The following is a 26,543-nucleotide window of genomic DNA, read 5'->3' as shown; positions in this document are numbered from 1 at the left end:
ACCATGCAGTATATTCAAAAGCTTGGCTTATTTAGCTTGGTTATTATTAGTTTAGCGATGAGCTTTTTCAGCTATGCTAATGCACCAAAAGAGATTTTTTGGGAAGATTTAATACCTAAAGGCCATGTGCAGATAGACACTCAAGATCAAGCCAGCCATGAAGGCAGTGAACAAAATTGGGTTCAACCTGATTTAGATGCGCCAGTCGTTAAAGAGCTTGATGGGCAGTCTGTCAGCTTACCTGGCTTTGTTGTTCCATTAGAAGGCGATAGCGAAGTGATCACCGAGTTTTTACTGGTGCCATACTTTGGTGCTTGTATTCATGTCCCCCCACCACCACCTAATCAAATTGTTCATGTCACGATTAAAGGCGGCGTACCAATTGAAAGTTTATATGATGCAATTGTTGTAACAGGTATTATCAGTACTGAGACATGGAGTGGTGACATAGCCCAAGTTGGCTACAAGATAAAAGCCGTTGGTGTTGCACCGTTTGAGCTATAGCGAATAATGCCTTGTAACATCATCTTACAAGGCTTGCTCTATAAACCACACAACCCCTAATTAATACCTTATCAAAAAATGGCTTAACGCTGACACTGACTGCAAAATACAGTACTACGTTGCCCTAGGCGGATTTCAGTTAACTTCTTTTTGCATACAAAACAAGGCTCACCTTTTCTTCCATACACCAATAGTTGCTGAGCAAAATAGCCCGGTTTACCATCGCTTTGTGCAAAGTCTTTTAATGTTGTACCGCCTTGTACAATGGCCGCCGCTAAGGTTTCTTTGATTATAGGCACTAACTTTTCGTAACGCGCTAAGGAAACTTTACCCGCCTCCCTCTTAGGGTGGATACCCGCTTTAAAAAGCGATTCATTGGCATATATATTCCCTACACCCACAACTACTGCGTTATCCATTATAAATTGTTTAATGGCCGTCTTTTTATTACGTGATTGTTCATACACACGTTTGGCTGTAAATTCATCGGTTAGTGGCTCAGGCCCAAGTTTACTTAATAATGTATGGCATTCATCTGGCGCTTGCCATAAGCAGCAACCAAACCGTCTCGGGTCGTTTAACCTAAGCGCCTTGTCATTTTCAAAAATAAACTCTATATGGTCATGCTTTTTAAGCGGTTCTGCTTTATCTACCACCCGTAAATTACCCGACATACCTAAGTGTAAAATCACGCTACCAAGTTCACAGGTAAGCAATAAGTACTTAGCCCTACGCTCAACAGCAACAACAGGAAGGTTAGCTATTTGGTAGACTTCGTCAGGTACCGGCCAACGCATATTTGGGTTGTGAATATTTACCTTAACTACTTTTTGTTGCAAAATATGGGGTGTTATTCCCATTCGACTCACTTCAACTTCTGGTAACTCAGGCATTCTGGATAGACTCTCTCGGTAAAAATTCAAAATTTACAAATAACTGTTGGGCTTCATTTAAATCAATTAAAAATACCCGTTGCGTACTTTTATCTAACAAATAATAACCTTGTGGTGCACTGTATAATTGATAAAGCCAGGGTAATTGTTCACCCGCCAACCACAGAGTTGCAACAGTGATTGGTTGGGCTAACTTTGCTGGTGATACATCGCTCACACTTAGTTCTGCGCTTTGCCAATCATTTATAAGTTTAACAATGTTTTCTTGGTTTGCAGACCACTCGTTACTTGCTGGACTTTTAATAAGAGGCTGACTGCGCCATGCAGTGCCTATTCGCTCAATTTTTTGCTCAGGAAAACTAAGCGCAAGAATAAAGCTTTGGGTTGGCAGGACCGTTTGTATACCTGGCTGCTCAGGCACACTGTTGAGCTTTTTATGAAGCCCATTAAAAAAGAAGATCATCAATAACATAGAGAAGATTAATACATTGTTCCATGCTTTGCGACTGAGCTGCATTTGAGACTCTTTACTGAAGATTCAATTCACTAAAGTGTAACTAAAAAACAGCTAAAATGGCACCTGTAAATAAATCAATGCCCACCTTCAAAATTCCCCACTCTTTGGTTATTAATTATTACAAAAATTCAGCAACGTGAAATGTGCCAAAGTACAATTACTTTGTTAGAATATCTGCAAATTTTAAGGAGCTCCGTCAATGTCAATGTATGTAGTGGGTCACAAAATCCCAGATTCAGATTCAATTTGTGGTGCAATTGCACTTGCTTATTTAAAAAACCAAATCGATGAGCCAGCAATACCAACTCGTCTTGGTGATGTTTCACCAGAAACACAATTTATCCTTGACCGCTTTGGCTTTGAAGCACCTGAGCTTAAGTTAAGCTATGCCGGTGAAGATGTTTACATTGTTGACCATACAGAAAAAACACAAGCACCTGATGATATTGACCAAGCACGCGTTGTCGGCGTAGTTGATCACCACAAACTAGGTGACTTAACATCATCAACGCCACTTGAATGTTGGATCCGCCCAGTTGGTTGCTCAAACACTATCATCAAAATGATGTATGACTTTTACAATGTTGAAATTCCAAAAGACATTGCTGGCATCATGATGTGTGCAATTTTAAGCGATACCGTTATCTTTAAATCACCAACCTGCACCACTGCTGATATCAAGTGTGTTGAAGCACTAGCTGAAATTGCTGGCGTTGAAGATTTTAAAGAGTTAGGTATGGACATGTTCCGCGTTAAATCTGCGGTAGAAGACACTCCAGCACGTGATTTAGTAATGCGTGACTTTAAAGACTTCAACATGAACGGTAAATTAGTTGGTATTGGCCAACTAGAAGTTATCGACCTTGCTGTATTTGATGATATTAAGTCAGATCTTGAAGCTGATATTGCTCTTCTCAAAGAAGAAGGTGGTCGTCACTCAGTATTTTTATTATTGACCGACATCATGAAAGAAGGCTCACAGATGCTAATTGCATCTGATGATGCAACACTTGTTGAAACCGCTTACGGTGAAACACCTAAAGACGGTAAAGTATGGTTAGATGGCGTACTAAGCCGTAAAAAGCAAGTAGTGCCACCACTACAAGATGCATTCGCTAAGCTGTAAATGCTAGGTGCTAGGTGCTAGGTGCTAGGTGCTAGGTGCTAGGTGCTAAAAATATTAACCTTGTGAGTTTTGCTTGCAAGGTTTTTTTATGCCACAAGCTTAACGGCTGACGGCTAGATAAAAACAAAAAACCCAGCATAAGCTGGGTTTTTGATATTCTGAAGAGAACTAAAATTACTTGATTTTAGCTTCTTTGAAAATCACGTGTTTACGAGCCTTAGGATCGAACTTTTTGATTTCCATTTTTTCAGGCATGTTACGCTTGTTTTTGTCGGTAGTGTAGAAAAAACCAGTACCAGCAGTTGAAACTAAACGGATTTTATCGCGCATGATTCAGTTCCTTAAACTTTTTCGCCGCGAGCACGGATTTCTGTAAGAACCGCGTCGATGCCTTTTTTATCGATAATACGCATACCTTTAGTAGTAGTGCGTAATGTTACAAAACGTTTTTCACTTTCAACCCAAAAACGGTGTGTTTGTAGGTTAGGTAGGAAACGACGTCTAGTCGCGTTTCTCGCGTGTGAACGGTGATTACCAACCGCAGGACGCTTACCTGTAACTTGACATACTTTAGACATGTCTATATATCTCCAATAACTTCGCTCGAGCTTAATTTAACCTAAGGCCATGTATTTCTGCCCTAGAGAATAAATCGAAGGGCGCTCTTTATACAGCTTTTACAGGCAAAGATCAAACACTGATCTATCCAATCAGCTCATATGTAAATTTGATAGCGGCTAATTATAAAGATCGAAAGCCCTTAGGGAAAGTAAAAACTGCATTTAAATTAAACTAATTTAGCAAAAAGGCGTAAACAGCTTATTTTTAATACACTTATCTAGCAAACAAAGCTAAATAAGGCCCCGCTCAGCAAACGAAATACAATTATCAGCCCCAACAATGATGTGATCTAAGATATTTATATCGACTAATTGCAGAGCTTGTTGCAATTTATTAGTGATAAGTTTGTCTGCTTGGCTCGGTTCAGCAATTCCTGATGGGTGGTTATGCGCTAAAATAAGCGCCCCAGCATTATTTTTAAGGGCTGCTTTCACCACCTCTCTCGGATAAACAGATGCTGCATTGATAGTCCCATAAAAAAGCGTTTCTTCTTTTATTAATCTATTCTGGCTATCAAGGTATAGCACCATAAACACCTCTTGCTGCAAACCTCTAAGCTCCAATGTTAAGTAATCGTATACCGCTTGTGGTGAATTAAAAACAGCCTTGCGCTGACATTGCTCCATCATATAACGTCGGCTCAGCTCAAGCACTGCTTGTAACTGCACAAATTTAGCTTTCCCCAGCCCTTTTTGTGCGCAAAAGTCATCTATTGAAGCGTTAAATAAATTGTGCAAAGTTTCATTTTGAGTCATTAAATGTTGCGCAAGCTCTACAACATTCATACCCGGTAAGCCTGTACGTAAAAAAATAGCGAGCAGCTCGGCATCACTCAATGATTTAGCCCCTTTAGCTAGTAGCTTTTCACGGGGTCGCTGTTCAAACGGTAGAGAAGTTAACTGCATCATTTCGTCCCTAAAATGGAGTAAGTTCATATAACTGTAATCTATAAATGAATTTTCGCCTGTGAAATGACAAATAAAATTCAAATTAAAAACTTCGTCCACAAGGCAAAGATTTGATATCGTTAGCGCATAAAAGTAAGAACATTGAGCTGGCAGAGTAATAATAATGTTAAAGAACAAAAAAATTGTACTTGGAATAACCGGTGGTATCGCCGCTTATAAATGCGCAGAGTTAGTAAGGCGCTTAAAAGAGCAAGACTGCGAAATAAAAGTGGTTATGACCGAATCGGCAAAACATTTTATAACTCCTTTAACCATGCAAGCCGTTAGTGGAGAAATCGTCTCAGACTCATTACTTGACCCTTCTGCTGAAGCCGCAATGGGTCATATTGAATTTGCCAAATGGGCCGATTTAATTTTGGTCGCCCCTGCCACCAGCAATATCATTGCTAAAATGGCCGCAGGTATCGCAGATGACTTGCTAACAACCTTGTTATTAGCCACACCAGCAAAAGTCGCTATCGCTCCCGCTATGAACCAACAAATGTATGCTCACCCCGCAACTCAGGCTAACTTATCAACCCTTACTCAGCGCGGTGTAGATATTTGGGGCCCCGGTAAAGGCGAGCAAGCATGTGGCGATATTGGCGCTGGGAGAATGCTCGAGCCAAGTGAGCTCGTTACTCTTTGCACTGCGCCAGCAAAGCCCCAGCTACTCGCTGGTAAAACTATTACAATTACCGCAGGTCCTACTCGAGAGCCTCTTGATCCTGTGCGTTTTATATCTAATCATAGTTCAGGAAAAATGGGCTATGCACTGGCTCAAGCTGCCGTGGAATTAGGCGCTAATGTAAACCTAATCTCTGGTCCTGTTAATATTGCACCACCAAAAGGCGTTTCAGTCATTAACATTGAAAGTGCAGAACAATTATTACAACATTCATTAGCGCATGCAGTTAACTCAGATGCTTTTATCGGATGTGCCGCCGTGGCGGATTACCGCGCAGCCAATATCGCTGAGCAAAAAATGAAGAAGCAAGGCGACGAACTCACCCTCACATTAGTAAAGAACCCTGATGTTATTGCTGCTGTCGCAAGCCTTGATCAAAAAAGGCCCTACACAGTTGGCTTTGCCGCTGAGACTCAAAATGTCGCCACCTATGCAAAGGGTAAACTCAGTAATAAAAATCTTGATATGATATGTGCCAATGATGTATCAAAATCTGGCTTGGGATTTAACTCTGATCATAATGCTTTAACACTTTATTGGCATACTGAGCAAAAAGAATTAGCAATAGATACAAAAAATGCGCTGGCATTAAGTGTAATGACTGAGCTTGCTAAACGATTGTAAAAAGGCTGGAAAGAAACTGAATAAAACATTAACATAGCTCCACTCATTCGCTCAAAAAGTGAGTGGCCAACTCTGGCAAAGCCCAATAAATAATTAAAAGAAAGGAATGTTCATGCCTGCGACAAAAAGAAGTAATCGCAAAGAGCAAATACTACAAGCACTCGCACAAATGCTAGAGACCAGCTTAGGGCAACGCATTACAACAGCCAAGTTAGCTGCTGAAGTGGGTGTATCAGAAGCTGCGCTATACCGTCATTTCCCGAGCAAAGCACGGATGTTTGAAGGCCTAATTGAATTTATTGAAGACACACTTCTTTCACGAATAAACCTGATTCTTGAAAACGAAAAAGAAACCCAAAGCCGCATCTACAATATTCTGTTATTGCTTTTAGCCTTTGCAGAAAAAAATCCGGGTATTACACGAATTTTAACCGGGGATGCGCTTCAGGGTGAGCAAGAACGTTTAAGAGAGCGCGTTCAAGGGTTATTCGAAAAACTGGAGACGCAAATAAAACAAGTTTTACGCGAGCGAAAGTTACGTGAAGGAAAAACCTTTCAAAGTGATGAGCTGACAATAGCCAACTTTTTACTAGCTTACATAGAAGGCAAAATGAATCAATTTGTTCGCAGTGACTTTAAAGCTAAACCCAGTGCACAGTTTGAAAAGCAATGGCTAGAGCTGCAAAAAATCTGGCTTTAGGTTCTAGGTTCTAGGTTCTAGGTTCTAGGTTCTAGGTTCTAGGTTCTAGGTTCTAAATCATTAACCTTGTGAGTTATGCTTACAAGGTTTTTTTGTATTTGCTAACTTAACTCTCATTTTCGTGCACTTATCGCTTCTACTCGAATTGTTAGATAAACCCGTTATGATAAGGGTAATAAAACAAAACGAGAATTAATAATGAAAGCGCAATTATCCCTACTTAGTATTGCCTTAGTGGCAAGCTTAGGTAGTGCAGCGGCTACAGCCAAAGATGCACTGCAGTTTAAAGATGTATTTGATTTTAAAGCAGCAAAAGGCACTCAGCTGTCTGAAGATGGTAACATCCTTACCTTTAGCGCCAAACCCTACCGTGGTGATGCAACTGGCCAAGTTTATAACCTAACTAATAACAAATTGATTGCAGAAGTACCACGCGGTACAAAGCCAACAATAAACAAAGCGGCAAACTGGGTGGTGTTTACCCAAGTCCCTACTTTGCTCGAAAAAGAAACTACTAAAAAGAAAGACACACTTAAAAATAACCTCGTGTTAGTTAATACTCTCAGTGGTGAGCAGCAACAGTTTGATGATGTAAAAGACTACAAACTGTCAGATAACGGTAACTGGCTCGCTTATCGCTTAAACAAAAAAGCCGATAAAGAAGATGATTCAAGTGGTGCCGATAAAGACAAAACAAGTGAAATCAAACCTGATAAAAAAGACACCGCTTTTGATTTAGTTATTGTTAACTTAAACAATAAAACCAGCCAAACGATTTCTCAGGTATTCAGCTACGCAATAAGTAGTGACGCGAGCCAGTTACTTGCAAGCCAAATAGACAAAGATGGCACAGACAACCAAGTAACCCTGCTCACGCTTAATAATGACTTTACCAGCAGCGTGCTCATTGATGAGCCCGGTGTTGTGGTTAATAAAATTGCATGGCATCCCACGCAAAACATTGTAGCCTTTACTCTAGGCAATTATGTTAATGATGATATGCGCCGTCGTGACTATCAGTTAAAGCTTTATAAAAACGAGCAACTAACTGATATAAAATCGGCTGATACAACATGGCAAATAGGTAAAACGGCCAAGCTTGAATGGTCAGAAGATGGTGAGCGCCTTTACTTTGAAAACAGACCTAAGCTTGCAGCTAAAGTAAAAGCAAAAGAATATAGCGATGAAGCATCACTATATGACTACGATACTATTCGCGACCAAAAAGGCTTAAATGTTTGGCACAATAACGATGCTGAAATTAAGCCGCGTGAAGAACAACAATGGAATAGAGCCAATAAAAACCGCCATTATCAAAGCGTTTATTTTCTAAACAATAATAAATCAGTGCAATTGAGCACCCCTGAAATGCCAGAGGTTGCACTTAATACCAAGCGTGATGCACTGCTTGGTTATAACAACCAAGCCTATCTTGAGCGAATTATGTATGGCGGCTTTTTTGCTGATTATTATGCGGTTGATGTAAAAACGGGTGCGCAAAAGTCAATTATTAAAGATTATCCATTTAGACCAAGCCTTTCACCAAATGGTGAATTTGCCGCTTACTTTAATGACAGCCAAGTACAGTTGAAAGACCTAGCTAACAACAAAGTAAGCACCTTAACCAAAGCTATTCAAGCAACGTTTGCTGATGATAAGCACGACTACCCGTCAGCACAACCAGGTTATGGTTTTGCCGGCTGGCTAAACGACAGCAGCCAAGTACTTGTTTATAGCAAATACGATATTTGGGCGTTCGATGTAACCACGCAACAAGCCACCCGATTAACTAATGGCAAACAAAGCAATACTCAGTATCGCGTTATTAAGCTTGATAAAGAGCTGGTTGGTTTTAATAAAGGCCAAACATTACTCGTCAGTGCAACGAACTTAAAAGATAAGCAAACTGAAGTTGCCAAATTAAACCTAGGTGATAACGCAATTACTAAGGTATTAACAGGTAACAAGCGCTTTGACGTTATTAAAAAAGCCAAACATGCTAATAAGTACTTGTTTACTGAGCAAACGTATCAGCAGTTCCCTGATATTTATCAGACTGATTTTAGCTTTAATAAGCCTCAAAAAGTCACGAACTTAAATCCACAAGTTAATAACTTTGCGTGGGGCCAAGAGCCAGAGCTTATCGACTATAAAGGCTTTGATGGTGAAGACCTACAAGGCGTACTCATTAAACCTGCGGGCTATAAAAAAGGCGATAAAGTACCAGTTGTGGTGTATTTTTACCGCTATATGAGTCAGCGCATGTATGACTTTCCAAAAATGGAGCTCAATCATCGCCCTAATTTCCCAATGTTCACTTCAAACGGTTACGCAATCTTTTTACCTGATATTCGCTTTGAAATAGGCCACCCAGGTAAATCATCAACGCAAACTATGATTAACGCCACCCAAAAGCTAATTGAGTTAGGGATTGCCGATCCAGGTAAAATTGGCTTACAAGGCCATTCATGGGCAGGTTATCAAAGTGCATTTATGATCACCGAAACTGACATGTTTAAAGCGGTGGTATCCGGTGCGCCAGTCTCTAACATGACCAGTGCCTACAGTGGTATTCGCTTAAAATCAGGCCTTGCGCGTCAGTTCCAGTATGAAACAGGGCAAAGCCGTATCGGTAAAAACTTATTTGAGGCACCTGAGCTTTATATTGAAAATTCACCAGTGTTTTTTGCCGATAAAGTTAATACTCCTATCTTAATTATGTTTGGTGATAAAGATGACGCTGTGCCATGGCATGAAGGTGTGCAATATTACTTAGCACTGCGCCGTGCTGGTAAAGATGCCACTTTCTTACAGTACGAAGGTGAACCGCATCACTTAAAGAAATTCCCGAATCAAGTAGATTTCTCTATTCGCATGATGCAGTACTTTGATCATTACTTAAAAGGCAAACCTGCCGCTAAGTGGATGACTGAAGGTGAAGCGTTTATTGCAGAGTAATATACCCAAACCATAAGCAAAAACGCCCAGCAAATGCTGGGCGTTTTTATGAGTGCTTAAGTTACCTTGCTCGCTGGCGATTACCACCCACTTTTGGTTTGGTATTGGCCTTTTTAAACTGACTAAAGCCAGTATGGCGACTCAAAGCAGGACGTCCGCCCTTGCTTGCTTTAGCTGATTTTTCATCGCGGCTTTCTTCTGGCACTAAACAGTTAGGGCCTTTACCAATGAGTTTTGCTTTACCCATTTTGCGTAGCGCTTCACGGATCATCGGCCAACCAGCAGGGTCATGATAGCGTAAAATGGCTTTATGTAAGCGACGCTGACGCGCACCTTTTGGCACAGCCACTTGCTCAGTATTATTTTTAATATTGCGCAGAGAATTCATCTCAGTATGATAAATAGTGGTTGCATTAGCCATTGGTGACGGATAAAAGTTTTGCACTTGGTCGAGCTTAAAGTCATTTGATTTAAGCCATAGCGCCATATTTACCATGTCTTCATCTTTTGTGCCTGGATGAGCCGAGATAAAATACGGGATCAAATACTGCTTTTTACCCGCTTCTTTAGAGTACTTATCAAACAGCTCTTTAAATTGGTCATACGCGCCCATACCAGGCTTCATCATTTTTGATAGTGGCCCGTCTTCAGTATGCTCTGGGGCTATTTTTAAGTAGCCGCCTACATGGTGAGTCACCAGCTCTTTTATATAGCGTGGATCTTGTACTGCAATATCATAACGTACACCTGATGCAATCAAGATTTTTTTGATGCCTTTTACTTCACGGGCTTTTTTATAAAGATCGATAGTTGGAGTGTGATCAGTATCCATGTGCTTACATATATCAGGGTAAACACACGATAAACGACGACAGGTACTCTCGGCTTTTTTGCTTTTACAACGCAGCTTATACATGTTCGCAGTAGGGCCACCTAAATCTGAGATTACCCCAGTAAAGCCTGGTACTTTATCGCGAATTTGTTCAATTTCATCAATGATCGACTCTTGTGAGCGACTTTGAATAATACGCCCTTCATGCTCTGTAATTGAACAGAAAGAGCAACCTCCAAAACAACCACGCATAATATTCACCGAGGTTTTGATCATGTCGTACGCAGGAATTTTCGCATCACCATAACTTGGGTGCGGTATACGCTGATACGGCAGGCCAAATACGGCATCCATTTCATGAGTCTCCAGCGGATATGCTGGCGGGTTTACCCAAATAGAGCGATCGCCATGACGCTGGAATAACGCACGCGCACAGCCAGGGTTTGTTTCTTGATGCAAAATACGTGAGGCATGCGCATACAGCGGCTTGTTAACGCTTACTTGCTCAAACGCGGGTAACTTAACGTAAGTTTTTTCCCATGGTTTAGGGCGTGCAGGTTGTATAGTAATAGGCTTGGCCGCCTCGGCTTGTAAATCGATGCCGGCTTGTTTGAATTCACTTTTACTACAGCCTACATCGTCTGCACCATACGGATTTGGAATTGGATCAATTTTACCAATTTTATCAATGGCTGTGGAGTCACTGCCGCGCCAACCAGGCATGGGCTCTTTACGAATAACCGCAGTACCACGAATATCTTGAATGGTATCCATGGTTTCACCAGCAGCGATACGATGAGCAACTTCCACCAGCGGGCGCTCAGCATTACCATAAATAAGAATGTCTGCTTTGGCATCAAATAAAATACTGCGGCGTACTTTTTCTTGCCAATAGTCATAATGCGCAATACGGCGCAGGCTCGCTTCTATACCACCAATAACGATTGGAATACCTTTATAAGCTTCGCGGCATTTTTGTGAGTAAATCATCACGGCACGATCAGGGCGTTTGCCGCCCACATTACCCGGAGTATAGGCATCGTCATGGCGCATACGCTTTTCAGCGGTATAACGATTGATCATCGAGTCCATGTTTCCGGCTGTCACACCAAAGAATAAGTTAGGACGGCCAAGCTCCATAAAGGCATCTTTTGATTGCCAGTCTGGCTGGGCAATAATGCCTACTCTAAAACCTTGCGCTTCGAGTACTCGGCCAATAACCGCCATGCCAAAACTTGGGTGATCGACATAAGCATCGCCACTAATTATGATGATATCGCAGCTATCCCAGCCAAGTGCATCCATATCTTGTCGAGTTGTAGGTAAAAATGGTGCGGTGCCATAACATTCTGCCCAGTACTTAGGGTACGAGAATAAGGCTCGCTTGGCTTTTAGTGCGCTCATAAAATATGACCAATTGCTTTAAAAATGGCCGCAAAGTATACCCGAATAAATACTCAAGCGATATTAACGATTTTGTAAGTGTTCGTTGAACTATGCGATAAAAGCTATTTTTTATTTCCAAGATATTGAATAAGCTCACTTTCAGGCATGGGCTTAGCATACATAAAACCTTGCACTTCATTACAACCTAACTGCTTCAAAAAGTCAGCTTGGGCTTGTGTTTCTACCCCTTCAGCAATAGTTTTTAAGCCTAACTGAGCACCAAGCGCTATCACAAGTGAAGCAATCGCACCATTGTCTTCATCTGGAATATCTTTAATAAAATCACGATCTATCTTTAAGCGATTAACGGGGAGTTTTTGTAAGTAACTAAGCGATGAAAAACCGGTGCCAAAGTCATCAATAGCCACATCAATACCAAAAACTTTTAGTTGTTGCAGTGTTTCAATGACGATATCGAGTTCATCCATAACAACACTTTCTGTTACTTCTAACTCTATATATGCAGGGTCAACCTGGTATTTCAATAAAGTATTCTTAACCAGCTCGGCATAATTTTTTACTTTAAATTGCGGCACAGATACGTTAACAGCAATACGTACCTTGAATCCCAGTGCTTCAAGGCGCTTATGTTGTTGGCACGCTTGTTCTAAAACCCATTGCCCTATGTCTACAATCAACCCTGCATCTTCTGCCAAAGGAATGAATATGGCGGGTGAAATAAAATTTCCCTGTCCTGAAGGCCAGCGTAATAATGCTTCGCAGCCAATCAAAGCAAGATCATCTAAATCAAGTTGAGGCTGATACCACACGACTAACTTTGAACGCTCAAAATCTTGGCGTAACTGACGAATAATACCCAGCCGCCAGGCCATTTTCTCTTCCATGTCTGGTGTATAATAAACGGCTGAATTACGCTTATCTTTTTTAGCCTGATTTAGTGCAATGTAAGCGAGTTTTAACGTTTGTATCCCGGTTGTTTGAAAATCTTTTTGTTCGCATAGCCCTGCTTTAAATTCAATCGGCAATACATGTTCAGCAACAATAAAGGGCAACGTTAAATTATCAAATAGCTCGCTCTCATCAAACTCACGTTGAGGGACTAAAAAGCCAAAAACATCTGCGCCAATACGTGATAACAATTCAGCTTTTGGGTATTCTTGTTGTAAACGCTCTACAATAGCTATAAGTAGGTAATTACCAATTTCTTGACCTAAGCCATTATTAATATCTGAAAAGTTAGCAACATCGATTAATACAAATACATGCTCGTTACGACTTACTCTGTGGTATTTTTCAATTTGTTCAATGAAATGAGTGCGATTTGAAAGCCCTGTTAACGTATCTTTAAACGCAGCATCTCTTAAGCGATTGAATAGTCTTACATTATCAAGACCAACACTAACATTTGTTAGAAAGATTTCAGCAAATTGAAGCTGCTCAATATTAGGCCTTGACGCATATTCCAAAAAAATGGCTGCTTGACGATTTTTACTCTTTAATAAAAAAGTACCATCGTGATCAGTGTATTGATGCTCTAACTGCTCAAAACATTTTTGAACCTGAAGGATTATTCTGCCATTATCTAATTGCTCGACCCCTTGGCCAAAAAAATCACTGTATTCTTGGCAACCACCCAGCACCTGTATTCGGTTATTATCTTCTAGCGAACCACAGACAATGCCTTGCGCCTCGCAATCAAGTATTACTGATAGCTGCTTAATAACAGCCATAGTAAACGCTTTAATATCAGTAAACCCTAAGATAGCTTTAGACGCTGATAAGATATTATTGAGCGCCCGGCCTTGGTACTCTAATTTGCAGATTTGCTCGTAAGAGCGGATAGCAGTCACCAAGGATGTAACTAGTTTACTACGTGTTAATTCTGTTTTTGTTTTATAGTCATTAATATCGTATTCGCGTATGACTTGCTCTTCAGGAGCATAACCGGGTTGTCCGGTTCGTAAAATAATGCGTACGGTGTGGTTTTGTAGCGTTTCTCTGATATGTTTGACCGCATTTAAACCCGCATCATCAGACTCCATCACAACGTCCAATAGTACGACCGAAATACAGTTTGTTTTGCTTAACACCTCAATCGCTTCAGCTGCTGAATACGCATGATGAAAGCGAAGTATTCGTCCCCAAAACTCAACGCCAGAAAGTGCAAGCTTAGTCACTGAATGAATTTCAGGATCATCATCAACAATCAATACATCCCAAAAGCCCATAGATGCGCTTTGTGAAGAAGTTTCTTCCTCATGATCAAAAAACAAAAAGTCACTGTGCTTAGACGACATTATAAATCCTTCAGTTTAAATACAGTGTGCAACAGCTATTTTAAATTTAAATGATGTCTTATTTAATATAGATGAATGACACATTACGTATTATAGTCAATGAATAACACCTTGTTGTACTTGAAATCAAATTATATTTTAAGGATTAAGCATTAAGATCATACAAACGTTAATTCAACTCATATTTATTCTCTGTTTAAGCCTATTAGTCATTGGCTTATTACTGCCTCAGCAATATAAGGTGAATCAAGAGCTAGATATAAGAGCAAATAAAGAATTGATAATGCCATATATTACTGACCTTTCAAACTGGCAGACTTGGTCTCCATGGGAGAAGCTTGATCCAAGTATTCAATTTGAACTTGCAAAGCCAAGCTCAGGAGTAGGCGCGCATCAATTTTGGCAAAGTAAATGGGGCACTGGCGAAATGACAATCACCAGCATAACTAGCTCTTCCATTAATTTTAATATTCTATTTAATAATGAGCATATTGTTAGTGGAGCTTTCACTTTTACTCAAGAGCAAGCGCATACAATTGTCTCGTGTAAGTTGATTGGTGAAATCACTACGCCAATTGTAGGGGGTTATCTCGCGCTTTTTAGCCAGTATATTTTAAATAATACTGTAGCACTTGGACTTAATAACTTAAGCACAACAGTGCAACTGCAAATCAAGGACGATAATAATTAATATGACTGTTAAAGCTTCGCAGGCTAAAATTAACTTAGCTAATATCATTGAGTCAAAACTAGGCTATGCCATTGTCAAAAATAGTGCTCTGCGCCCCTCAGTGCAAAATGAGAGCTATGACGCTCAAGGCCGTTCGCCTGTCCCCTTTAGAATTAATAGTGAAGACTCGGTATTTACTCGTGCTCAAAATAGACAGCAGCGCTTACTGATAAATCAGCAGCAAAATATTGAAGCAATTATGGCCATGGCCGTTAACTTTTGCCCAGATGTAACAAGTAATGGTCAACCCGATAGTGACTGGGTAGAACGTTTTATTGCACTGTGTGAAGACACCTCTAATGAGTCAATGCAAAAATTATGGGCTAAAATACTTGCTGGAGAAACGGTTGCACCAGGAACCTTTTCAATAAAAAGTTTGCAAACTCTAAAACAAATGACACAACGAGAAGCTGACGCATTACAAAAGTGTACCGCGCTTTGTGGTTACAACGAAAAGGATGACAGTCATTTAATTTTACTCGGCTTTTATAAAAAACCATCTATATTTGACCTTTTACGCAAAGGGAATAAAGTCTCGCTGAATTTAGGAAGAGCGGGGATCAGCTTTCCAGATATACTCACCCTAATGGATATTGGTCTGATTTATCGCAAAGAAATAGAGTCTGGTGCACTTAAAGCTGGCCAAGAACTAAACTTAACTTTTTTAAACCAAAAAGCAATGTTAAAACCAAAAAGCAACGATCTGGTTTTAAGCTACTATAAATTTACCCAAACTGGTGATGAATTAAGAAAACTAATAAATATGCCTGTAAATAAAGGCTATAAACAATTATTAAGCAGTGCGTTAGATGAGGAGTTTGATGTAACGTGGCACACACTTAAAAAGTAGTGCCACGCTAAATAATGCTTAAAAGTGAATTTGAATACCAGCAAATGGGCCTGAGGCATCAATGTCGGTATACAGATCATCAATATCATCAAGCTCTAAAGTCATTTGGCGGTAACCGGCTTTAATCGCTACATCTACAGCTAAGTTATCAATCAACTCCCAAGCAATACCTGCTTGATAGTCTTGTACTTTGCTGTCATCAATTGCTAATAAACTGCCCTCAAAGAACACACTTAAACCTGTAAGCGGTAAGCCTACTTCAGCACGCCCGTAAGCCAGTGGAACAAAGCCTGAAAAATCAATATTCTCACTTACTGTTTGACCGTTATCTGTACCTGTTACAACAATGTCACCATCAAACTGTTTTGCATTAAGACCTAAATCAATTGATATAAGGTCGTTATCAAAAATTTCGTAGTACAGAATATAGTCAACGTGTGACAAATCACTTACCGTTGTTGCTGTCGTATTTGTAGTAAAGGTTGAGCCGCCAAACTCAAAAGTACCATTTAACGTGGTTGAACCATTTAGTTCTAACTCTGTGTACTTTAGTTTAACATTTGGTACCAACGGCACAGGATGCTCTAATGCTGCGTAATAACTGATGAATGTTTCATCTTCAAAATTAAAATCTTGCATGTTACCACTATCAGCAAAGCTACCAGAGTTATCTGATTGCCACCCATCTACACCAACATACAGACCTAATAGAGTGTCAGCATGAGCTGCTGGTGCTAAACATGCCATAGAAAGGGCAGCTGCTAAACAATACTTTTTCATGTTTTATCCTTGCGCTAAAAGTTCGCTAAGTTCAATAAGAGCCGCGTTGGCCCGTGATATATAATTTGCCATTACCAATGAGTGATTTGCCACTAAGCCAAAACCATTACCATTTAAAATCACCGGACTCCAAACAGTTTCTTGAGTTGCTTCTAACTCACGAATAATTTGTTGTAAGCTAACGCGTGCATTTTTCTTTTCCAGCACATCAGCAAAATCATATTCTACAGCTTGCAAAAAATGTAATAAAGCCCAAGTTGCGCCTCGCGACTCATAAAAAACGTCATCAATTTCCCACCATGAGGTTTTTACTTGGTTTTGTAATGGAGTATATGTTGCTTGATGTGCTTCTTTATCGCCTGCTAAATCAGTGTTAAGGCGTTCTTGCCCAACACTAGCGCTCAATCGTTGACTTAAACTACCAAGGCGTTTTTCTGCTTCTTTTAACCAGCCACGAAGGTTATCTGCACGGGCATAAAACTGACTCTGACGATTGCTTTGATCAGCAATTTGCGTACGGTAAAGAATTAAAAAATCGATTCCTTTTTGATATTCACTTTCAGCACTTGGCCAAGCCCATGCCTCAGAACTGATGTTAAATTGCGGTTGTGCTTTTTTTAAAGCTTCATGCTCGGTAGATTGAGATTGTGAGCGGCTAAAATCTTTACGCATCGATAATGCAAGATCACGCGACATCTCTAAAGCCCCGAACTCCCAAGCTGGCATATTATCCATCAGCACACTTGGCGGCATCATATCATTTGATAAGTAACCACCTGACTTATTCAACAATGTGCTTGTCACATTAATCAACGATGACGTTGTCACATAACCAGTAACGAGCTTCTCACCCCGCTCTTGCGCTTGCTGCTTTGCATGAGTAACGACGTTGACGCGTTCAGGTTCAACACTCCAATACACCGCTAATGCATAAAATAAGATAAGTATTAGTACTAAGGCACCAATAATTTTCCCTTTATGTTGTGACATTCAGCCTCCTAATGATGCTTGTGATTTTTATCAGATTGCGACGTTTGTTCAACTTGGCTTTCTAAAGACACCACTTTAGCTTGAGTAAAAACTCGGTTTCCGTCATTAAAATATAGCGTGAGTTTTAATTCTTGCCCGACTTTTAACGGTTCAATTGGCTCAAAAGCCATTAAATGGTATCCACCTGGCTTAAAGTCAATTTGTTGATGTGCTTTTATCACTAATGAATCGACTTGCTGCATTTTCATTACTCCATCAACATGGGTATGTTCATGAATTTCAACACGCCCTAAACTTTCTAAGCTTGCTTTGGTAAGTTGAATCGACTTTTCACCGTGGTTCACGATACTTAAATACCCAACGGTCGAGTGACTAGCTGGTAAAAAAGCCCGAACTTGCGCATTGTTAACGATAACCTGACTATCTGTGTCATGATGATGCTCTGAATGAGCTTGGCCACATGATGAATATAAACTCATACCTAAAATAGCCGATGACAGCAGTGCGATTAATGGTTTAAAAGTCATTTCGTTCCCTGTTAATAAATCATTTTGTAGACTAAATTTAGCATATTTGCGAAAAAATAGTCAGTAATATTAGTAATTCAGCAACATATATCACCACACTATTGCGCGACTTTTTTATTATCAGCTATAAGCCAACACAAACAAACGATCAATATTAGCGGCCATGCAATAACTACAGATCCAAATAACAGAGCTAAGATCACTCCAATGCAAACTATGATCCCAGCACCTAACAAACCTGCACTGAGCAATGCAATAGCTGCAATAGCTGCAATAATAGCTACGAGTACACCAAATAACTCAATACCAACCCAACTCAAGTCTGCAATGATTAAAGGGAGCTGCCATGAATCAAACTGCACTATTTCAAATGGGCTCCACGTTATAATTACGATGAGTAATAAGCACACTGCAATAAATTTCATGACACTCCCCCCACTATACTTCACTATCTAAACAAAAATGTGCGGCAAGGTAACCACCACCTATAAACAATGGAAACTGAATTAAAAGTAAAATAGTCACTAAACGCGTAGCCCATATAGGAAAATCAAAACGACGCGCAAAACCACTACAGACACCTGAAATCTTTTTATTCAGTGGATCTTTTTTCCAACGTGTTTGGTTATTATATGTATTCATCTTTATTTACTCCTAGGCACTTTGTTTTAGGCTAGCTTTAAGCGCTGCCAGCTCTTTATCGATAGACTCATTTTTTACTAATGCATCGATTTGTTCTGCTGTGCTATTAGCAGATTTTGTAATGTCGTATGCTTCAACTTGAGATTCAATTGACTCTACACGGCGCTCTATCACGTCAAAACGAGATAGTGCATCTGCAACTTTGTTACTGTTAAGCTGGTGATTAACTCGCACCCTTGCAGCAACTACATTGTGTGCCTGTTGAAAACTAGCAAGCTTTGCTTTTGCCTCAGTTAATTTATTCTGCAATCGCTGAGCATCTTCTTGTAATGTCGCCAGAGAAGCTGCTAGCTTAGTGAGTTCTGGCTCTATCGCCGTCAAGTCAGCAGATACTTTTTGCTTCTCTTTTAAAGCTGCGGTAGCTAAATCGTCTCTGCCTTTTTCAACAGCAATTTCAGCCTTTACTTGCCATTGTTCAATACTTGCCTGCTTGTTTTTTTGTTCTCGCTTTAATGCCTTTTCTTCACATAAGATAACAGCTGCCGTTGAGCGACATTCGTCTAGGGTTTCTTGCATTTGCTGAATAAGTAAAGCAAGTAGTTTTTCTGGATCTTCGGCTTTATCTAATACCGATACTAAATTTGATTGAATGAGATCTGTTACGCGATTTACTAAGCTCATGACTTTCTCCTATTGAATATGGGTGATTACCACTAGGAGATTCCAAGACTTGTGCCAAGTTAAATGAAAATACATTTATATTATTTATTTCAGATAGTTAAGCTTAATATTGAAAACTAAAAAATGACTTGAGACTGAATGAAAAAGTTAAATTAACTAAAAAATGAATGTTTTGACTAATTTTTAGGATCAAAAAAACCGCTGAAAAGCGGCTTTATTGGTATTCGGTAAAAACCTACTCGGGAACAAAGCTGAGTGCTTTATCCATCACTGATAAATCAGCCTGTTTTCCATGTCCATTTTCAGATAAATGACGACGGAACCCCCTTGCGCCTGGCTGGCCTTGAAAAATACCCAACATGTGGCGTGCAATATGCCAAAAATTTGCACCTTGCTGCATCTCAGACTCAATATAATCATACATTGAGCGTACTACATCATGGCGAGATAAAGTAAAAGCCTGTTCGTTATAAATGGCTTCATCGACTTCGCTTAAAATAAATGGATTACTATAAGCCTCACGGCCTATCATTATGCCATCTACAGACTCAAGATGTGTTTTACTGTCAGCAATTGTCTTTACACCACCATTAAGGCTTAAGTGCAGCTGAGGGTAATCTTTTTTCAGCTGATAAACACGCGGGTAATCAAGAGGAGGAACTTCACGATTTTCTTTTGGGCTTAAGCCTTTAAGCCACGCTTTGCGAGCATGAATGATAAAATCATCGCAACCCACCTTATGACTGGCTTCAATTAGCTCACATAAAAACTCATATGAATCTTGTTCATCAATACCAATACGAGTTTTTACGGTTACCGGAACATCAACTTGTGCTTTCATCGCTGCAACGCACTCAGCGACTAATTGCGGCTCTCCCATTAGACACGCACCAAAACGACCATTTTGAACACGATCTGAAGGACATCCAACATTCAAGTTAATCTCATTATAGCCACGTTCGCCAGCAAGTTTGGCACATTTAGCAAGTGAATCAGGATCAGAGCCACCTAACTGCAAAGCAACTGGTCCTTCATGTTGATTGAAATGAAGGTAATCACCACGACCAAATAATATAGCGCCAGTGGTCACCATTTCCGTGTACAAAACAGTATATTTTGTCATTTTACGATGAAATGTGCGACAGTGACGATCAGTCCAATCAAGCATGGGGGCTACTGAGAAGCGTCTAAATTTTGAATCATGTGGTTTTGCTGGACAAGAGTCCGTGGTTACTTTAATACTCATACTACCTTAATCGCTCTGAATGACCCTGCACTACTGCTATTGTGCTAACACCCAAAAATTGAGCGCCATTGGCTATATTTATTATTAAGCACACAATATTATGCTTAGCATTTAAATGTGATACTTACTAAATTTTGTTAGCGCTATTATACACGTCCAGTACAAAATATTCAGTGAAAGAGTGTCATCATGAGCCTAGAGCTGAAGGTTTCTTGTTACCGATATAAGGTTGCATCATTCAATGCTACTGGTTGTTGATCTGTTTCATAAAGCCAGTTGTAAAGTTAGTGAGCGAGTTGCTCCATATGACTTGCAGTTCATTATTAAACTCACAATCAAATTGTGCAATAGTTTCAATTAAGCAATCTTTCCAAGTAGCGACTAAATCCTGATTAATACCCATATGTTTATGCTTTTCAATAATGTCTTTGAATGAATCACTTGCAAATAGCGCATCTAAATCGTCTGTACTTTCAATAAACAAGTTGATTGATTGCAAAATCATTCTTTGCTGTCGCTCTAAATCAACACGTTGAAATAGCTCCTTAATTTCATCATTTTTATTAATAAAGAGCTCATGAAAAGTTATATAAAATTGATAATAATCAGATGTTGATCTTATAAAACTGCCTTTTAGTGAATTCTTTTCAGTTACGGTATTATCAAAATTTATATGTATTGTTGTTCCTTTGTTTATAGCACTCTCTATCGTAAATCGACCATTTAAAGAACTCGTTACTAAATTATGTACAATCGTCATTCCAAGACCCATTCCACCTGCAACACGGTTGGTTGTGTAAAATGGGTCAAATATTTTCGACTTAGTATCTTTATCCATTCCAATACCATTATCAGACACTACTATGGCATATTTATAGCTGTTTCCTGTAAGGCTAATAGTGATTTCTTTGTGGCTAACTTCAAAGTCATTAGGGAAAGCATGATCAATTGAATTAGTTACTAAGTTAGTAATCACTTGCGCTAATCTAGAAGGATAAGTAGATACCACAATACACTGATCAGGGAGTGATAAATTTAAATGGATCCCAGGTTTTTTCAGTAAGGGTTTTAAGCTGGTAGAGATTGAGTGTATCCAATCGCAAAGATTTACTTCACCTTTTGGATCACTGTGAAAATCTGTAGCCATTTGCTTAAAGTTAGCAACTAACTCACTTGCGCGATTTAGATTAAACTCTACAGCGTGACCAGATTCTTTGCCATCGTTAATAAATACTTCTAAATCACTTTTACTTAACGAGCCATCAATTAGTTTTGCCTCTAACTGTTTTAACCCACAAAGCATTGTAGAGTTACCTAAAACAGCAACTCCAAGCGGCGTATTAACCTCGTGCGCCACTCCGGCAACAAGCCTTCCGAGTGACGCTAGTTTTTCTTGTTCTATCAGTTGCTGCTGCGAGCTTTTCAATTGTTTAATTACATTCTCAAGTTCGAACGTTCTATACACAACTTTTTGCTCTAAATGCTGATTTAATTCACTTAGCGCTAATTCATTTTCAGCTCGCTCTACTTCTGCGGATATTCGACCAGCAAACAGCTCAAATAAGGCGGCAACATCGTCAGCGTTTTTAATTGGATCAGTATATAAAGCAACAACTAACCCAAAAATATCCCCTTTCGAATCATGTAAAGGGGCGCCTACATAGCCATCAACATTCATGTCGATCAGGAGTTGATCTTTTGGGTATAAGCTACAAATTTTATGTGGGTATATACATGTAGAATCATTACTAACATCTGCACAGGGCGTATTTTCAAGGGAGTATTCAAAGTTTTCAGCAAAGTCATCCCCCACAACCAATGATAAAGTTTGAGAAACAAACCTAGCTTTGTCTAACTTAGCAATAAATGTAAACTGAGAACCAATAGATTTATGAAGCTGCATGGTAATCGTATCTAAAAAATCTTTACCATATGAAGATTTTAAAGATGATATTATTTTACCAATATCAAAATTCTGCATGCGGTTACCCTTTTAACTTTTCTATTAGTGAGCACACATGCTCTGCAAATATTTCCACCAATTCAATCGCATTACTGTCAAGCTCTGACTCAACCTCTAATACAATAATTGCTTCTGTATTTTGATGGCTTAAATAGTAAATCCCAACAAATTTCTCTTCATAAAGCATAGTTTTAGCTTTTGACACTTTATTAATAAACGACGAAATATCAAAAGCAGGTATGTTATCTACTTTTGCATTAAAGACTGGGCGCTTTGCACTTTTGATAGTGATTTGAGAGGCTGTTTTTTTATTAACAACTAATTCGGCTTCATACGCTTCTAGTACTTCGCTTAAATATCGTAGTAAGTGCGCTGAAAAAGACTCTAAATCCTCTAACTTATCAACTTTTAACACTGAACCTAGAAGTGCTCTAAGTGCATTTTTATAACTACCTAAACGAAAAATATCTCGGTAAGATCGTAAAGCCACATAAAACAGGTGATAAAGGCTATTTTGTGTGATTTCTGTTTTAGCTTTATAACCATCAATATCGTAACTTTTAATAATCTCGCTTTCTGGCGCAAGCCCAGCTTGACCTGTCCTAAGTACAATTCGAGTAGTTGTGTTATTAAGCTCTTTGCGGATATAGTTTACTAGCTTTAGCCCTGCATCGTCTGTTTCCATTACAACATCTAATAAAATCACAGCAATATCATTTTTTTCATTGAGGATATTTTTTGCTTCAGCTCCACTATAAGCACTGATGAATTCAAGCTCTCGCCCCATAAAGACGAAAAGTTTCATTGCTAATTTTGTAGACTTATGAACTTCTTGATCATCATCAACTATTAATACTTTCCAAGGCTTTCGAGTATTAGGCTTAGTCTTTGCGTCTTTAGCTAACCAATCCATGTATGTTCCAGAAAAGAAATACCGTTAAATTAAATCTAGCAAAGAAAAATTAATTAACAAAAAATTGTATCTGCGATTAATAGCGTTGAACATCTAATATCACTTAAAAGCAGCCGCACTTGGTAAACGAGCTATCGGGAAAGATAGGCTTAGCTGGCAGCTTATTCAGTTAGCTGCTACATAATAATCCTTTAAATATCAGATAATTACTGAAACATACAAGCTAATAACCCAAGGAAAAAAATACTCTGACAGAAAAGAGGAAGTTAAACTGAAATAGCTAAACCAAAATAATGAGCTATGCCATCTAAAATATTATTCACAGCTACAGAGGACAGAATAAGCCCCATTATACGGCTAATAATACTCGCACCACTGTCACCAATTAATTTATGCACATGGGTGGCCAGCAAAAGTAAAATTAAAACGACAACTAAAACAGCTAACATCATGGATGACGTAATTGCTTGTTCTACCCATGTATATTCATTGTTTCTTGTCATCAAAACAGCGCCAAGCATCGCGCCAGGACTGGCAATAGAGGGAATTGCAAGTGGAAAGATAGCAGTTTCAGTGCTATCTCTTACGCTTTTAATCTCTTCTTCGGGCTTACTTTCACCAAATATCATGGATAAAGCAAATAGCATAAGTACTATCCCACCCGCAATTTGAAATGCAGAGAGTGGAATATCTATTGCGTTTAATAACGCTTCCCCTGCTACCACAAAGAAAAGCAGCACTGCTGCAGAAACTGCAACAGCTTTGTAAATGACTTTGCGCTTAAACTTTTCACTATCTCCACGCGTTACTGCAATAAAAACAGGAACAGTGCCAATGGGATCGATAACGGCAAAAAAGAATATGAAAATCGCTAATAATTCATTCATTGCTAGACTTCCTAGATTAAAACTGTCTAATAAAAACGCTGCAAGTACAATACAATATGTTAGTATATCACGGTAGCGTAAGGATAAGAGAAGATGAATATAGAATCACTCGTTAGTAAAGCAAAACATGTGTGCGACAACCGTGGGGCTCGTTTTACCCCTATCCGTGAAAAAGTATTTCGCCTTCTCGCAAGTGCACAAGGCGGTGTTGGCGCGTATGATTTACTTGAACAGCTAAAACTAACTGAATCAGGTGCAAAACCAGCAACAATTTACCGTGCATTAGACTTTTTGTCTGAATTAGGTTTTATACATAAAATTGAAAGCACGAATGCATTTATGCTGTGTCATCACTTTGATCATATACACCCTGTACAACTTTTAATTTGTGACAGTTGTGGTTTTGTAAAAGAATTACACTCGACCCTCATATCGCACGAACTAAATAGTTTAGCGGCTGAAAGTGGCTTTATAGTCTCGGGTCAAACAATTGAAGCGCATGGACAATGTGCATCGTGTAAAGAATAATAAAGTGCAGAGCTAAAATAAAGCACTACACTTTAAAGTATATAAACGCAGTTTAACTGCCAAACTTAAGGGATAAGTAACAATGAATGTAGAGTTTATCAATCCTTTTCTAGCTTCCTTGTTAAATGTATTGAGCACAATGGCGCAAACAGAGTTAAAGCCAGGAAAGCCTAGAATCAAAAAAGATGAAATTGCCTGCGGTGATGTTTCAGGATTGATAGGTATGGTAGGCCCTCAAACCAAAGGTTCTTTTTCTATCACCTTTGATAAAAGTTTAGCGCTTACAATTATGGAACGCATGCTTGGCGAGCGACCTGATTCTGTAAACGAAGAAGTTACTGATATGGTTGGCGAAATTACAAACATGGTTACAGGTGGAGCAAAGAATCTACTTGGTGAGAAAGGATATGATTTTGATATGGCAACACCTATCGTTGTATCAGGTGAAGGTCATACTATTACTCATAAAAGCGAAGGGGCAAAAATTTTAATCCCTTTCACTTCAGATTCAGGTAACGCAAATATTGAAGTCAGCTTTGATAAACTATGAGTTGGTTACAAAAAACGATTAATTTAAAACCTCGTTCGCGAGGTTTTCATATTATTGATGACGAGATTACTTCACAACTTCCTGAGTTAGCGAATTATAAAATTGGCTTACTTCACTTGTTTATACAACACACCTCTGCAAGTCTAACAATCAACGAAAATGCCGATCCAACAGTTCGTATGGATATGGAAAGTCATTTTAATAAATTTGTTCCTCAGTGCCAGCCTTATTACCGCCATGATTATGAAGGTGATGACGACATGCCGGCGCACATAAAAACCAGCACAATAGGCTGTGAGCTATCAATTCCAATAAGCAATGGTCGTTTACAGCTCGGCACATGGCAAGGAGTCTACCTTGGCGAGCACAGAGATCATGGTGGTAGCCGGCGCATCGTAGCAACCTTGCAAGGTCAAGTTTGAGCTGAGTGCGAATACCTACAGCAATAAAGAGCCACATAACAAAGTAATCTAATGTTTTTAATGATGTAACTTAGGCTCTCAGGTGGTCGTGGCGTTCTTTTATCCGTGGGTATCAATTACTCAACCCACGCTACGGTGGTCAGATTGGCACTGTGTTGCTGAGAGCTATAACTTTATTCCAGACAACAAAAAAACGTCACATTGCTGTAACGGGTTTCTCTTGTTTGGAGCCATGGTGCGCTACGCAGTAGGATGACCTACTTTCATACACAATGTACGTTTAATATTATTTAAAAAGGACTCACTGGGCTCTGAGCGGGTCGTTGCGTTCTTTTATCCGTGGGTATCAATTACTCAACCCACGCTACGGTGGTCAGGTTGATACTATGCTACTCGGTAACTTTCTTTCAGACGTAAAAAAGCCCAACTCTTTCGAGTCGGGCTTTCTTGTATTTGGAGCCTGGCGATGACCTACTTTCACATAACAAATGCTACACTATCATCGGCGCTGTTTCGTTTCACTACTGAGTTCGGCATGGGGTCAGGTGGGTCCAAAACGCTATTGTCACCAAGCAAATTTGGTGTAAGGTCGAACTAATCGAACTTACTAAAATTTGGAATTTCTGATAATAAAGTCTTCAGTAATCTACTTTAGTCTATTAACTTCTTCGCTTGTTTCACTATCACATAAAACGCGTTTGGCGTTGTATGGTTAAGCCT

Annotated in this window: 27 protein-coding genes and 1 rRNA gene; 10 read left to right on the top strand and 18 right to left on the bottom strand. The window is 39.4% G+C overall.

The window, feature by feature from the left end; all coding sequences use genetic code 11:
- Nucleotides 1-3: 3 nt before the first annotated feature.
- Nucleotides 4-504, top strand: coding sequence for a DUF3299 domain-containing protein (locus ACHUE3_RS11470; protein WP_394192556.1), 501 nt, complete (start codon nucleotides 4-6; stop codon nucleotides 502-504).
- 83 nt (nucleotides 505-587) lie between these two features.
- On the opposite strand, the gene mutM is transcribed toward ACHUE3_RS11470, so the two are convergent.
- Both mutM and ACHUE3_RS11460 read right to left on the bottom strand, forming a co-directional pair.
- Nucleotides 588-1,397, bottom strand: a complete 810-nt coding sequence (mutM, locus tag ACHUE3_RS11465; protein WP_394192555.1) for a bifunctional DNA-formamidopyrimidine glycosylase/DNA-(apurinic or apyrimidinic site) lyase — start codon at nucleotides 1,395-1,397, stop codon at nucleotides 588-590.
- Complete coding sequence (locus tag ACHUE3_RS11460) at nucleotides 1,390-1,914, bottom strand: hypothetical protein (protein WP_394192554.1); 525 nt, start codon at nucleotides 1,912-1,914, stop codon at nucleotides 1,390-1,392. Before ACHUE3_RS11460 ends, mutM begins: the two co-directional genes overlap by 8 nt.
- A gap of 199 nt (nucleotides 1,915-2,113) precedes the next feature.
- Here ACHUE3_RS11460 and ACHUE3_RS11455 point away from each other — a divergent pair, with 199 nt between their 5' ends.
- Nucleotides 2,114-3,040, top strand: a complete 927-nt coding sequence (locus ACHUE3_RS11455; protein WP_394192553.1) for a manganese-dependent inorganic pyrophosphatase — start codon at nucleotides 2,114-2,116, stop codon at nucleotides 3,038-3,040.
- A gap of 174 nt (nucleotides 3,041-3,214) precedes the next feature.
- Here ACHUE3_RS11455 and rpmG read toward each other — a convergent pair whose 3' ends face one another.
- The 3 genes from rpmG to radC form a co-directional block, all read right to left on the bottom strand.
- Nucleotides 3,215-3,370, bottom strand: a complete 156-nt coding sequence (rpmG, locus tag ACHUE3_RS11450; protein ID WP_004587947.1) for a 50S ribosomal protein L33 — start codon at nucleotides 3,368-3,370, stop codon at nucleotides 3,215-3,217.
- An 11-nt stretch (nucleotides 3,371-3,381) separates the two neighbouring features.
- Nucleotides 3,382-3,618, bottom strand: coding sequence for a 50S ribosomal protein L28 (gene rpmB / locus ACHUE3_RS11445; RefSeq protein WP_006793236.1), 237 nt, complete (start codon nucleotides 3,616-3,618; stop codon nucleotides 3,382-3,384).
- A 273-nt stretch (nucleotides 3,619-3,891) separates the two neighbouring features.
- Nucleotides 3,892-4,566, bottom strand: coding sequence for a RadC family protein (gene radC / locus ACHUE3_RS11440; RefSeq protein ID WP_394192769.1), 675 nt, complete (start codon nucleotides 4,564-4,566; stop codon nucleotides 3,892-3,894).
- 160 nt (nucleotides 4,567-4,726) lie between these two features.
- On the opposite strand from radC, the gene coaBC reads away from it, so the two are divergent.
- The 3 genes from coaBC (at nucleotide 4,727) to ACHUE3_RS11425 (ending at nucleotide 9,578) form a co-directional block, all read left to right on the top strand.
- Nucleotides 4,727-5,920, top strand: a complete 1,194-nt coding sequence (gene coaBC / locus ACHUE3_RS11435) for a bifunctional phosphopantothenoylcysteine decarboxylase/phosphopantothenate--cysteine ligase CoaBC (protein WP_394192768.1) — start codon at nucleotides 4,727-4,729, stop codon at nucleotides 5,918-5,920.
- 112 nt (nucleotides 5,921-6,032) lie between these two features.
- Nucleotides 6,033-6,620 (top strand): nucleoid occlusion factor SlmA, encoded by a 588-nt coding sequence (gene slmA, locus ACHUE3_RS11430; protein WP_099294817.1) that lies wholly within the window; start codon nucleotides 6,033-6,035, stop codon nucleotides 6,618-6,620.
- 198 nt (nucleotides 6,621-6,818) lie between these two features.
- The gene (locus ACHUE3_RS11425; RefSeq protein WP_394192552.1) at nucleotides 6,819-9,578 is read left to right on the top strand and encodes a S9 family peptidase; all 2,760 of its coding nucleotides are present in this window, start codon (nucleotides 6,819-6,821) and stop codon (nucleotides 9,576-9,578) included.
- 61 nt (nucleotides 9,579-9,639) lie between these two features.
- Here the strand turns inward: ACHUE3_RS11425 and ACHUE3_RS11420 are convergent, their stop codons facing one another.
- Nucleotides 9,640-11,814, bottom strand: a complete 2,175-nt coding sequence (locus tag ACHUE3_RS11420) for a YgiQ family radical SAM protein (protein ID WP_394192551.1) — start codon at nucleotides 11,812-11,814, stop codon at nucleotides 9,640-9,642.
- A 104-nt stretch (nucleotides 11,815-11,918) separates the two neighbouring features.
- On the bottom strand, nucleotides 11,919-14,114 hold the full coding sequence (locus ACHUE3_RS11415) for a bifunctional diguanylate cyclase/phosphodiesterase (RefSeq protein ID WP_394192550.1): 2,196 nt from the start codon (nucleotides 14,112-14,114) through the stop codon (nucleotides 11,919-11,921).
- Nucleotides 14,115-14,397: 283 nt separating this feature from the next.
- Between ACHUE3_RS11415 and ACHUE3_RS11410 the strand changes: the two genes are divergently transcribed.
- Nucleotides 14,398-14,805 carry an SRPBCC family protein gene (locus ACHUE3_RS11410; RefSeq protein ID WP_394192549.1) on the top strand — a complete coding sequence of 136 codons (408 nt, stop codon included), beginning with the start codon at nucleotides 14,398-14,400 and terminating at the stop codon, nucleotides 14,803-14,805.
- 1 nt (nucleotide 14,806) lies between these two features.
- Nucleotides 14,807-15,694: a TIGR03899 family protein gene (locus ACHUE3_RS11405; RefSeq protein ID WP_394192548.1), complete on the top strand. Its 888-nt coding sequence runs from the start codon at nucleotides 14,807-14,809 to the stop codon at nucleotides 15,692-15,694.
- An 18-nt stretch (nucleotides 15,695-15,712) separates the two neighbouring features.
- On the opposite strand, the gene ACHUE3_RS11400 is transcribed toward ACHUE3_RS11405, so the two are convergent.
- The 10 genes from ACHUE3_RS11400 to ACHUE3_RS11355 form a co-directional block, all read right to left on the bottom strand.
- The gene (locus ACHUE3_RS11400; RefSeq protein WP_394192547.1) at nucleotides 15,713-16,474 is read right to left on the bottom strand and encodes a TIGR04219 family outer membrane beta-barrel protein; all 762 of its coding nucleotides are present in this window, start codon (nucleotides 16,472-16,474) and stop codon (nucleotides 15,713-15,715) included.
- 3 nt (nucleotides 16,475-16,477) lie between these two features.
- Nucleotides 16,478-17,464, bottom strand: a complete 987-nt coding sequence (locus ACHUE3_RS11395; protein WP_394192546.1) for a DUF2333 family protein — start codon at nucleotides 17,462-17,464, stop codon at nucleotides 16,478-16,480.
- An 8-nt stretch (nucleotides 17,465-17,472) separates the two neighbouring features.
- A complete protein-coding gene (locus ACHUE3_RS11390) occupies nucleotides 17,473-17,991 on the bottom strand; it encodes a copper chaperone PCu(A)C (RefSeq protein WP_394192545.1) in 519 nt (172 codons plus the stop codon).
- Nucleotides 17,992-18,089: 98 nt separating this feature from the next.
- Entirely contained in the window at nucleotides 18,090-18,416 is a 327-nt protein-coding gene (locus ACHUE3_RS11385) for a hypothetical protein (protein ID WP_394192544.1), read from the bottom strand.
- 13 nt (nucleotides 18,417-18,429) lie between these two features.
- A complete protein-coding gene (locus ACHUE3_RS11380; protein WP_058561887.1) occupies nucleotides 18,430-18,633 on the bottom strand; it encodes a PspC domain-containing protein in 204 nt (67 codons plus the stop codon).
- 12 nt (nucleotides 18,634-18,645) lie between these two features.
- The gene (locus tag ACHUE3_RS11375) at nucleotides 18,646-19,314 is read right to left on the bottom strand and encodes a PspA/IM30 family protein (RefSeq protein WP_394192543.1); all 669 of its coding nucleotides are present in this window, start codon (nucleotides 19,312-19,314) and stop codon (nucleotides 18,646-18,648) included.
- Nucleotides 19,315-19,549: 235 nt separating this feature from the next.
- Nucleotides 19,550-20,560 carry a tRNA dihydrouridine(20/20a) synthase DusA gene (gene dusA / locus ACHUE3_RS11370; RefSeq protein ID WP_394192542.1) on the bottom strand — a complete coding sequence of 337 codons (1,011 nt, stop codon included), beginning with the start codon at nucleotides 20,558-20,560 and terminating at the stop codon, nucleotides 19,550-19,552.
- 244 nt (nucleotides 20,561-20,804) lie between these two features.
- Complete coding sequence (locus ACHUE3_RS11365) at nucleotides 20,805-22,541, bottom strand: ATP-binding protein (protein ID WP_394192541.1); 1,737 nt, start codon at nucleotides 22,539-22,541, stop codon at nucleotides 20,805-20,807.
- A gap of 4 nt (nucleotides 22,542-22,545) precedes the next feature.
- Complete coding sequence (locus ACHUE3_RS11360) at nucleotides 22,546-23,436, bottom strand: DUF3369 domain-containing protein (RefSeq protein WP_394192540.1); 891 nt, start codon at nucleotides 23,434-23,436, stop codon at nucleotides 22,546-22,548.
- Between the two features lie 266 nt (nucleotides 23,437-23,702).
- Entirely contained in the window at nucleotides 23,703-24,323 is a 621-nt protein-coding gene (locus ACHUE3_RS11355; protein ID WP_394192539.1) for a MarC family protein, read from the bottom strand.
- A 93-nt stretch (nucleotides 24,324-24,416) separates the two neighbouring features.
- Between ACHUE3_RS11355 and ACHUE3_RS11350 the strand changes: the two genes are divergently transcribed.
- The 3 genes from ACHUE3_RS11350 (at nucleotide 24,417) to ACHUE3_RS11340 (ending at nucleotide 25,823) form a co-directional block, all read left to right on the top strand.
- Nucleotides 24,417-24,851 carry a transcriptional repressor gene (locus tag ACHUE3_RS11350; RefSeq protein WP_058561910.1) on the top strand — a complete coding sequence of 145 codons (435 nt, stop codon included), beginning with the start codon at nucleotides 24,417-24,419 and terminating at the stop codon, nucleotides 24,849-24,851.
- An 82-nt stretch (nucleotides 24,852-24,933) separates the two neighbouring features.
- Nucleotides 24,934-25,401, top strand: a complete 468-nt coding sequence (locus ACHUE3_RS11345) for a chemotaxis protein CheX (protein ID WP_058561911.1) — start codon at nucleotides 24,934-24,936, stop codon at nucleotides 25,399-25,401.
- Nucleotides 25,398-25,823, top strand: a complete 426-nt coding sequence (locus ACHUE3_RS11340; RefSeq protein WP_394192538.1) for a secondary thiamine-phosphate synthase enzyme YjbQ — start codon at nucleotides 25,398-25,400, stop codon at nucleotides 25,821-25,823. Before ACHUE3_RS11345 ends, ACHUE3_RS11340 begins: the two co-directional genes overlap by 4 nt.
- 458 nt (nucleotides 25,824-26,281) lie before the next feature.
- Here the strand turns inward: ACHUE3_RS11340 and rrf are convergent.
- Nucleotides 26,282-26,396, bottom strand: a 5S ribosomal RNA gene (rrf, locus tag ACHUE3_RS11335).
- Between the last annotated feature and the right edge of the window lie 147 nt (nucleotides 26,397-26,543).

The organism is Pseudoalteromonas atlantica (assembly GCF_043641955.1).
GTDB lineage: Bacteria > Pseudomonadota > Gammaproteobacteria > Enterobacterales > Alteromonadaceae > Pseudoalteromonas > Pseudoalteromonas atlantica_A.
The sequence above is the reverse complement of the archived record's forward strand: the minus strand, read 5'-3'. Positions and strand labels throughout refer to the sequence as shown.

What these genes read in the sequence shown, in the direction of transcription:
- ACHUE3_RS11385 (WP_394192544.1), bottom strand. Translation starts at nt 18,416, where the DNA reads ATGAAATTTATTGCAGTGTGCTTATTACTCATCGTAATTATAACGTGG.
- ACHUE3_RS11395 (WP_394192546.1), bottom strand. Translation starts at nt 17,464, where the DNA reads ATGTCACAACATAAAGGGAAAATTATTGGTGCCTTAGTACTAATACTT.
- ACHUE3_RS11415 (WP_394192550.1), bottom strand. Translation starts at nt 14,114, where the DNA reads ATGTCGTCTAAGCACAGTGACTTTTTGTTTTTTGATCATGAGGAAGAA.
- ACHUE3_RS11365 (WP_394192541.1), bottom strand. Translation starts at nt 22,541, where the DNA reads ATGCAGAATTTTGATATTGGTAAAATAATATCATCTTTAAAATCTTCA.
- dusA (WP_394192542.1), bottom strand. Translation starts at nt 20,560, where the DNA reads ATGAGTATTAAAGTAACCACGGACTCTTGTCCAGCAAAACCACATGAT.
- rpmG (WP_004587947.1), bottom strand. Translation starts at nt 3,370, where the DNA reads ATGCGCGATAAAATCCGTTTAGTTTCAACTGCTGGTACTGGTTTTTTC.
- ACHUE3_RS11420 (WP_394192551.1), bottom strand. Translation starts at nt 11,814, where the DNA reads ATGAGCGCACTAAAAGCCAAGCGAGCCTTATTCTCGTACCCTAAGTAC.
- ACHUE3_RS11360 (WP_394192540.1), bottom strand. Translation starts at nt 23,436, where the DNA reads ATGGATTGGTTAGCTAAAGACGCAAAGACTAAGCCTAATACTCGAAAG.
- slmA (WP_099294817.1), top strand. Translation starts at nt 6,033, where the DNA reads ATGCCTGCGACAAAAAGAAGTAATCGCAAAGAGCAAATACTACAAGCA.
- ACHUE3_RS11470 (WP_394192556.1), top strand. Translation starts at nt 4, where the DNA reads ATGCAGTATATTCAAAAGCTTGGCTTATTTAGCTTGGTTATTATTAGT.
- ACHUE3_RS11340 (WP_394192538.1), top strand. Translation starts at nt 25,398, where the DNA reads ATGAGTTGGTTACAAAAAACGATTAATTTAAAACCTCGTTCGCGAGGT.
- ACHUE3_RS11390 (WP_394192545.1), bottom strand. Translation starts at nt 17,991, where the DNA reads ATGACTTTTAAACCATTAATCGCACTGCTGTCATCGGCTATTTTAGGT.
- ACHUE3_RS11380 (WP_058561887.1), bottom strand. Translation starts at nt 18,633, where the DNA reads ATGAATACATATAATAACCAAACACGTTGGAAAAAAGATCCACTGAAT.
- ACHUE3_RS11455 (WP_394192553.1), top strand. Translation starts at nt 2,114, where the DNA reads ATGTCAATGTATGTAGTGGGTCACAAAATCCCAGATTCAGATTCAATT.
- radC (WP_394192769.1), bottom strand. Translation starts at nt 4,566, where the DNA reads ATGCAGTTAACTTCTCTACCGTTTGAACAGCGACCCCGTGAAAAGCTA.
- ACHUE3_RS11345 (WP_058561911.1), top strand. Translation starts at nt 24,934, where the DNA reads ATGAATGTAGAGTTTATCAATCCTTTTCTAGCTTCCTTGTTAAATGTA.
- ACHUE3_RS11425 (WP_394192552.1), top strand. Translation starts at nt 6,819, where the DNA reads ATGAAAGCGCAATTATCCCTACTTAGTATTGCCTTAGTGGCAAGCTTA.
- mutM (WP_394192555.1), bottom strand. Translation starts at nt 1,397, where the DNA reads ATGCCTGAGTTACCAGAAGTTGAAGTGAGTCGAATGGGAATAACACCC.
- ACHUE3_RS11375 (WP_394192543.1), bottom strand. Translation starts at nt 19,314, where the DNA reads ATGAGCTTAGTAAATCGCGTAACAGATCTCATTCAATCAAATTTAGTA.
- ACHUE3_RS11400 (WP_394192547.1), bottom strand. Translation starts at nt 16,474, where the DNA reads ATGAAAAAGTATTGTTTAGCAGCTGCCCTTTCTATGGCATGTTTAGCA.
- rpmB (WP_006793236.1), bottom strand. Translation starts at nt 3,618, where the DNA reads ATGTCTAAAGTATGTCAAGTTACAGGTAAGCGTCCTGCGGTTGGTAAT.
- ACHUE3_RS11355 (WP_394192539.1), bottom strand. Translation starts at nt 24,323, where the DNA reads ATGAATGAATTATTAGCGATTTTCATATTCTTTTTTGCCGTTATCGAT.
- ACHUE3_RS11410 (WP_394192549.1), top strand. Translation starts at nt 14,398, where the DNA reads ATGCCATATATTACTGACCTTTCAAACTGGCAGACTTGGTCTCCATGG.
- ACHUE3_RS11460 (WP_394192554.1), bottom strand. Translation starts at nt 1,914, where the DNA reads ATGCAGCTCAGTCGCAAAGCATGGAACAATGTATTAATCTTCTCTATG.
- ACHUE3_RS11350 (WP_058561910.1), top strand. Translation starts at nt 24,417, where the DNA reads ATGAATATAGAATCACTCGTTAGTAAAGCAAAACATGTGTGCGACAAC.
- ACHUE3_RS11405 (WP_394192548.1), top strand. Translation starts at nt 14,807, where the DNA reads ATGACTGTTAAAGCTTCGCAGGCTAAAATTAACTTAGCTAATATCATT.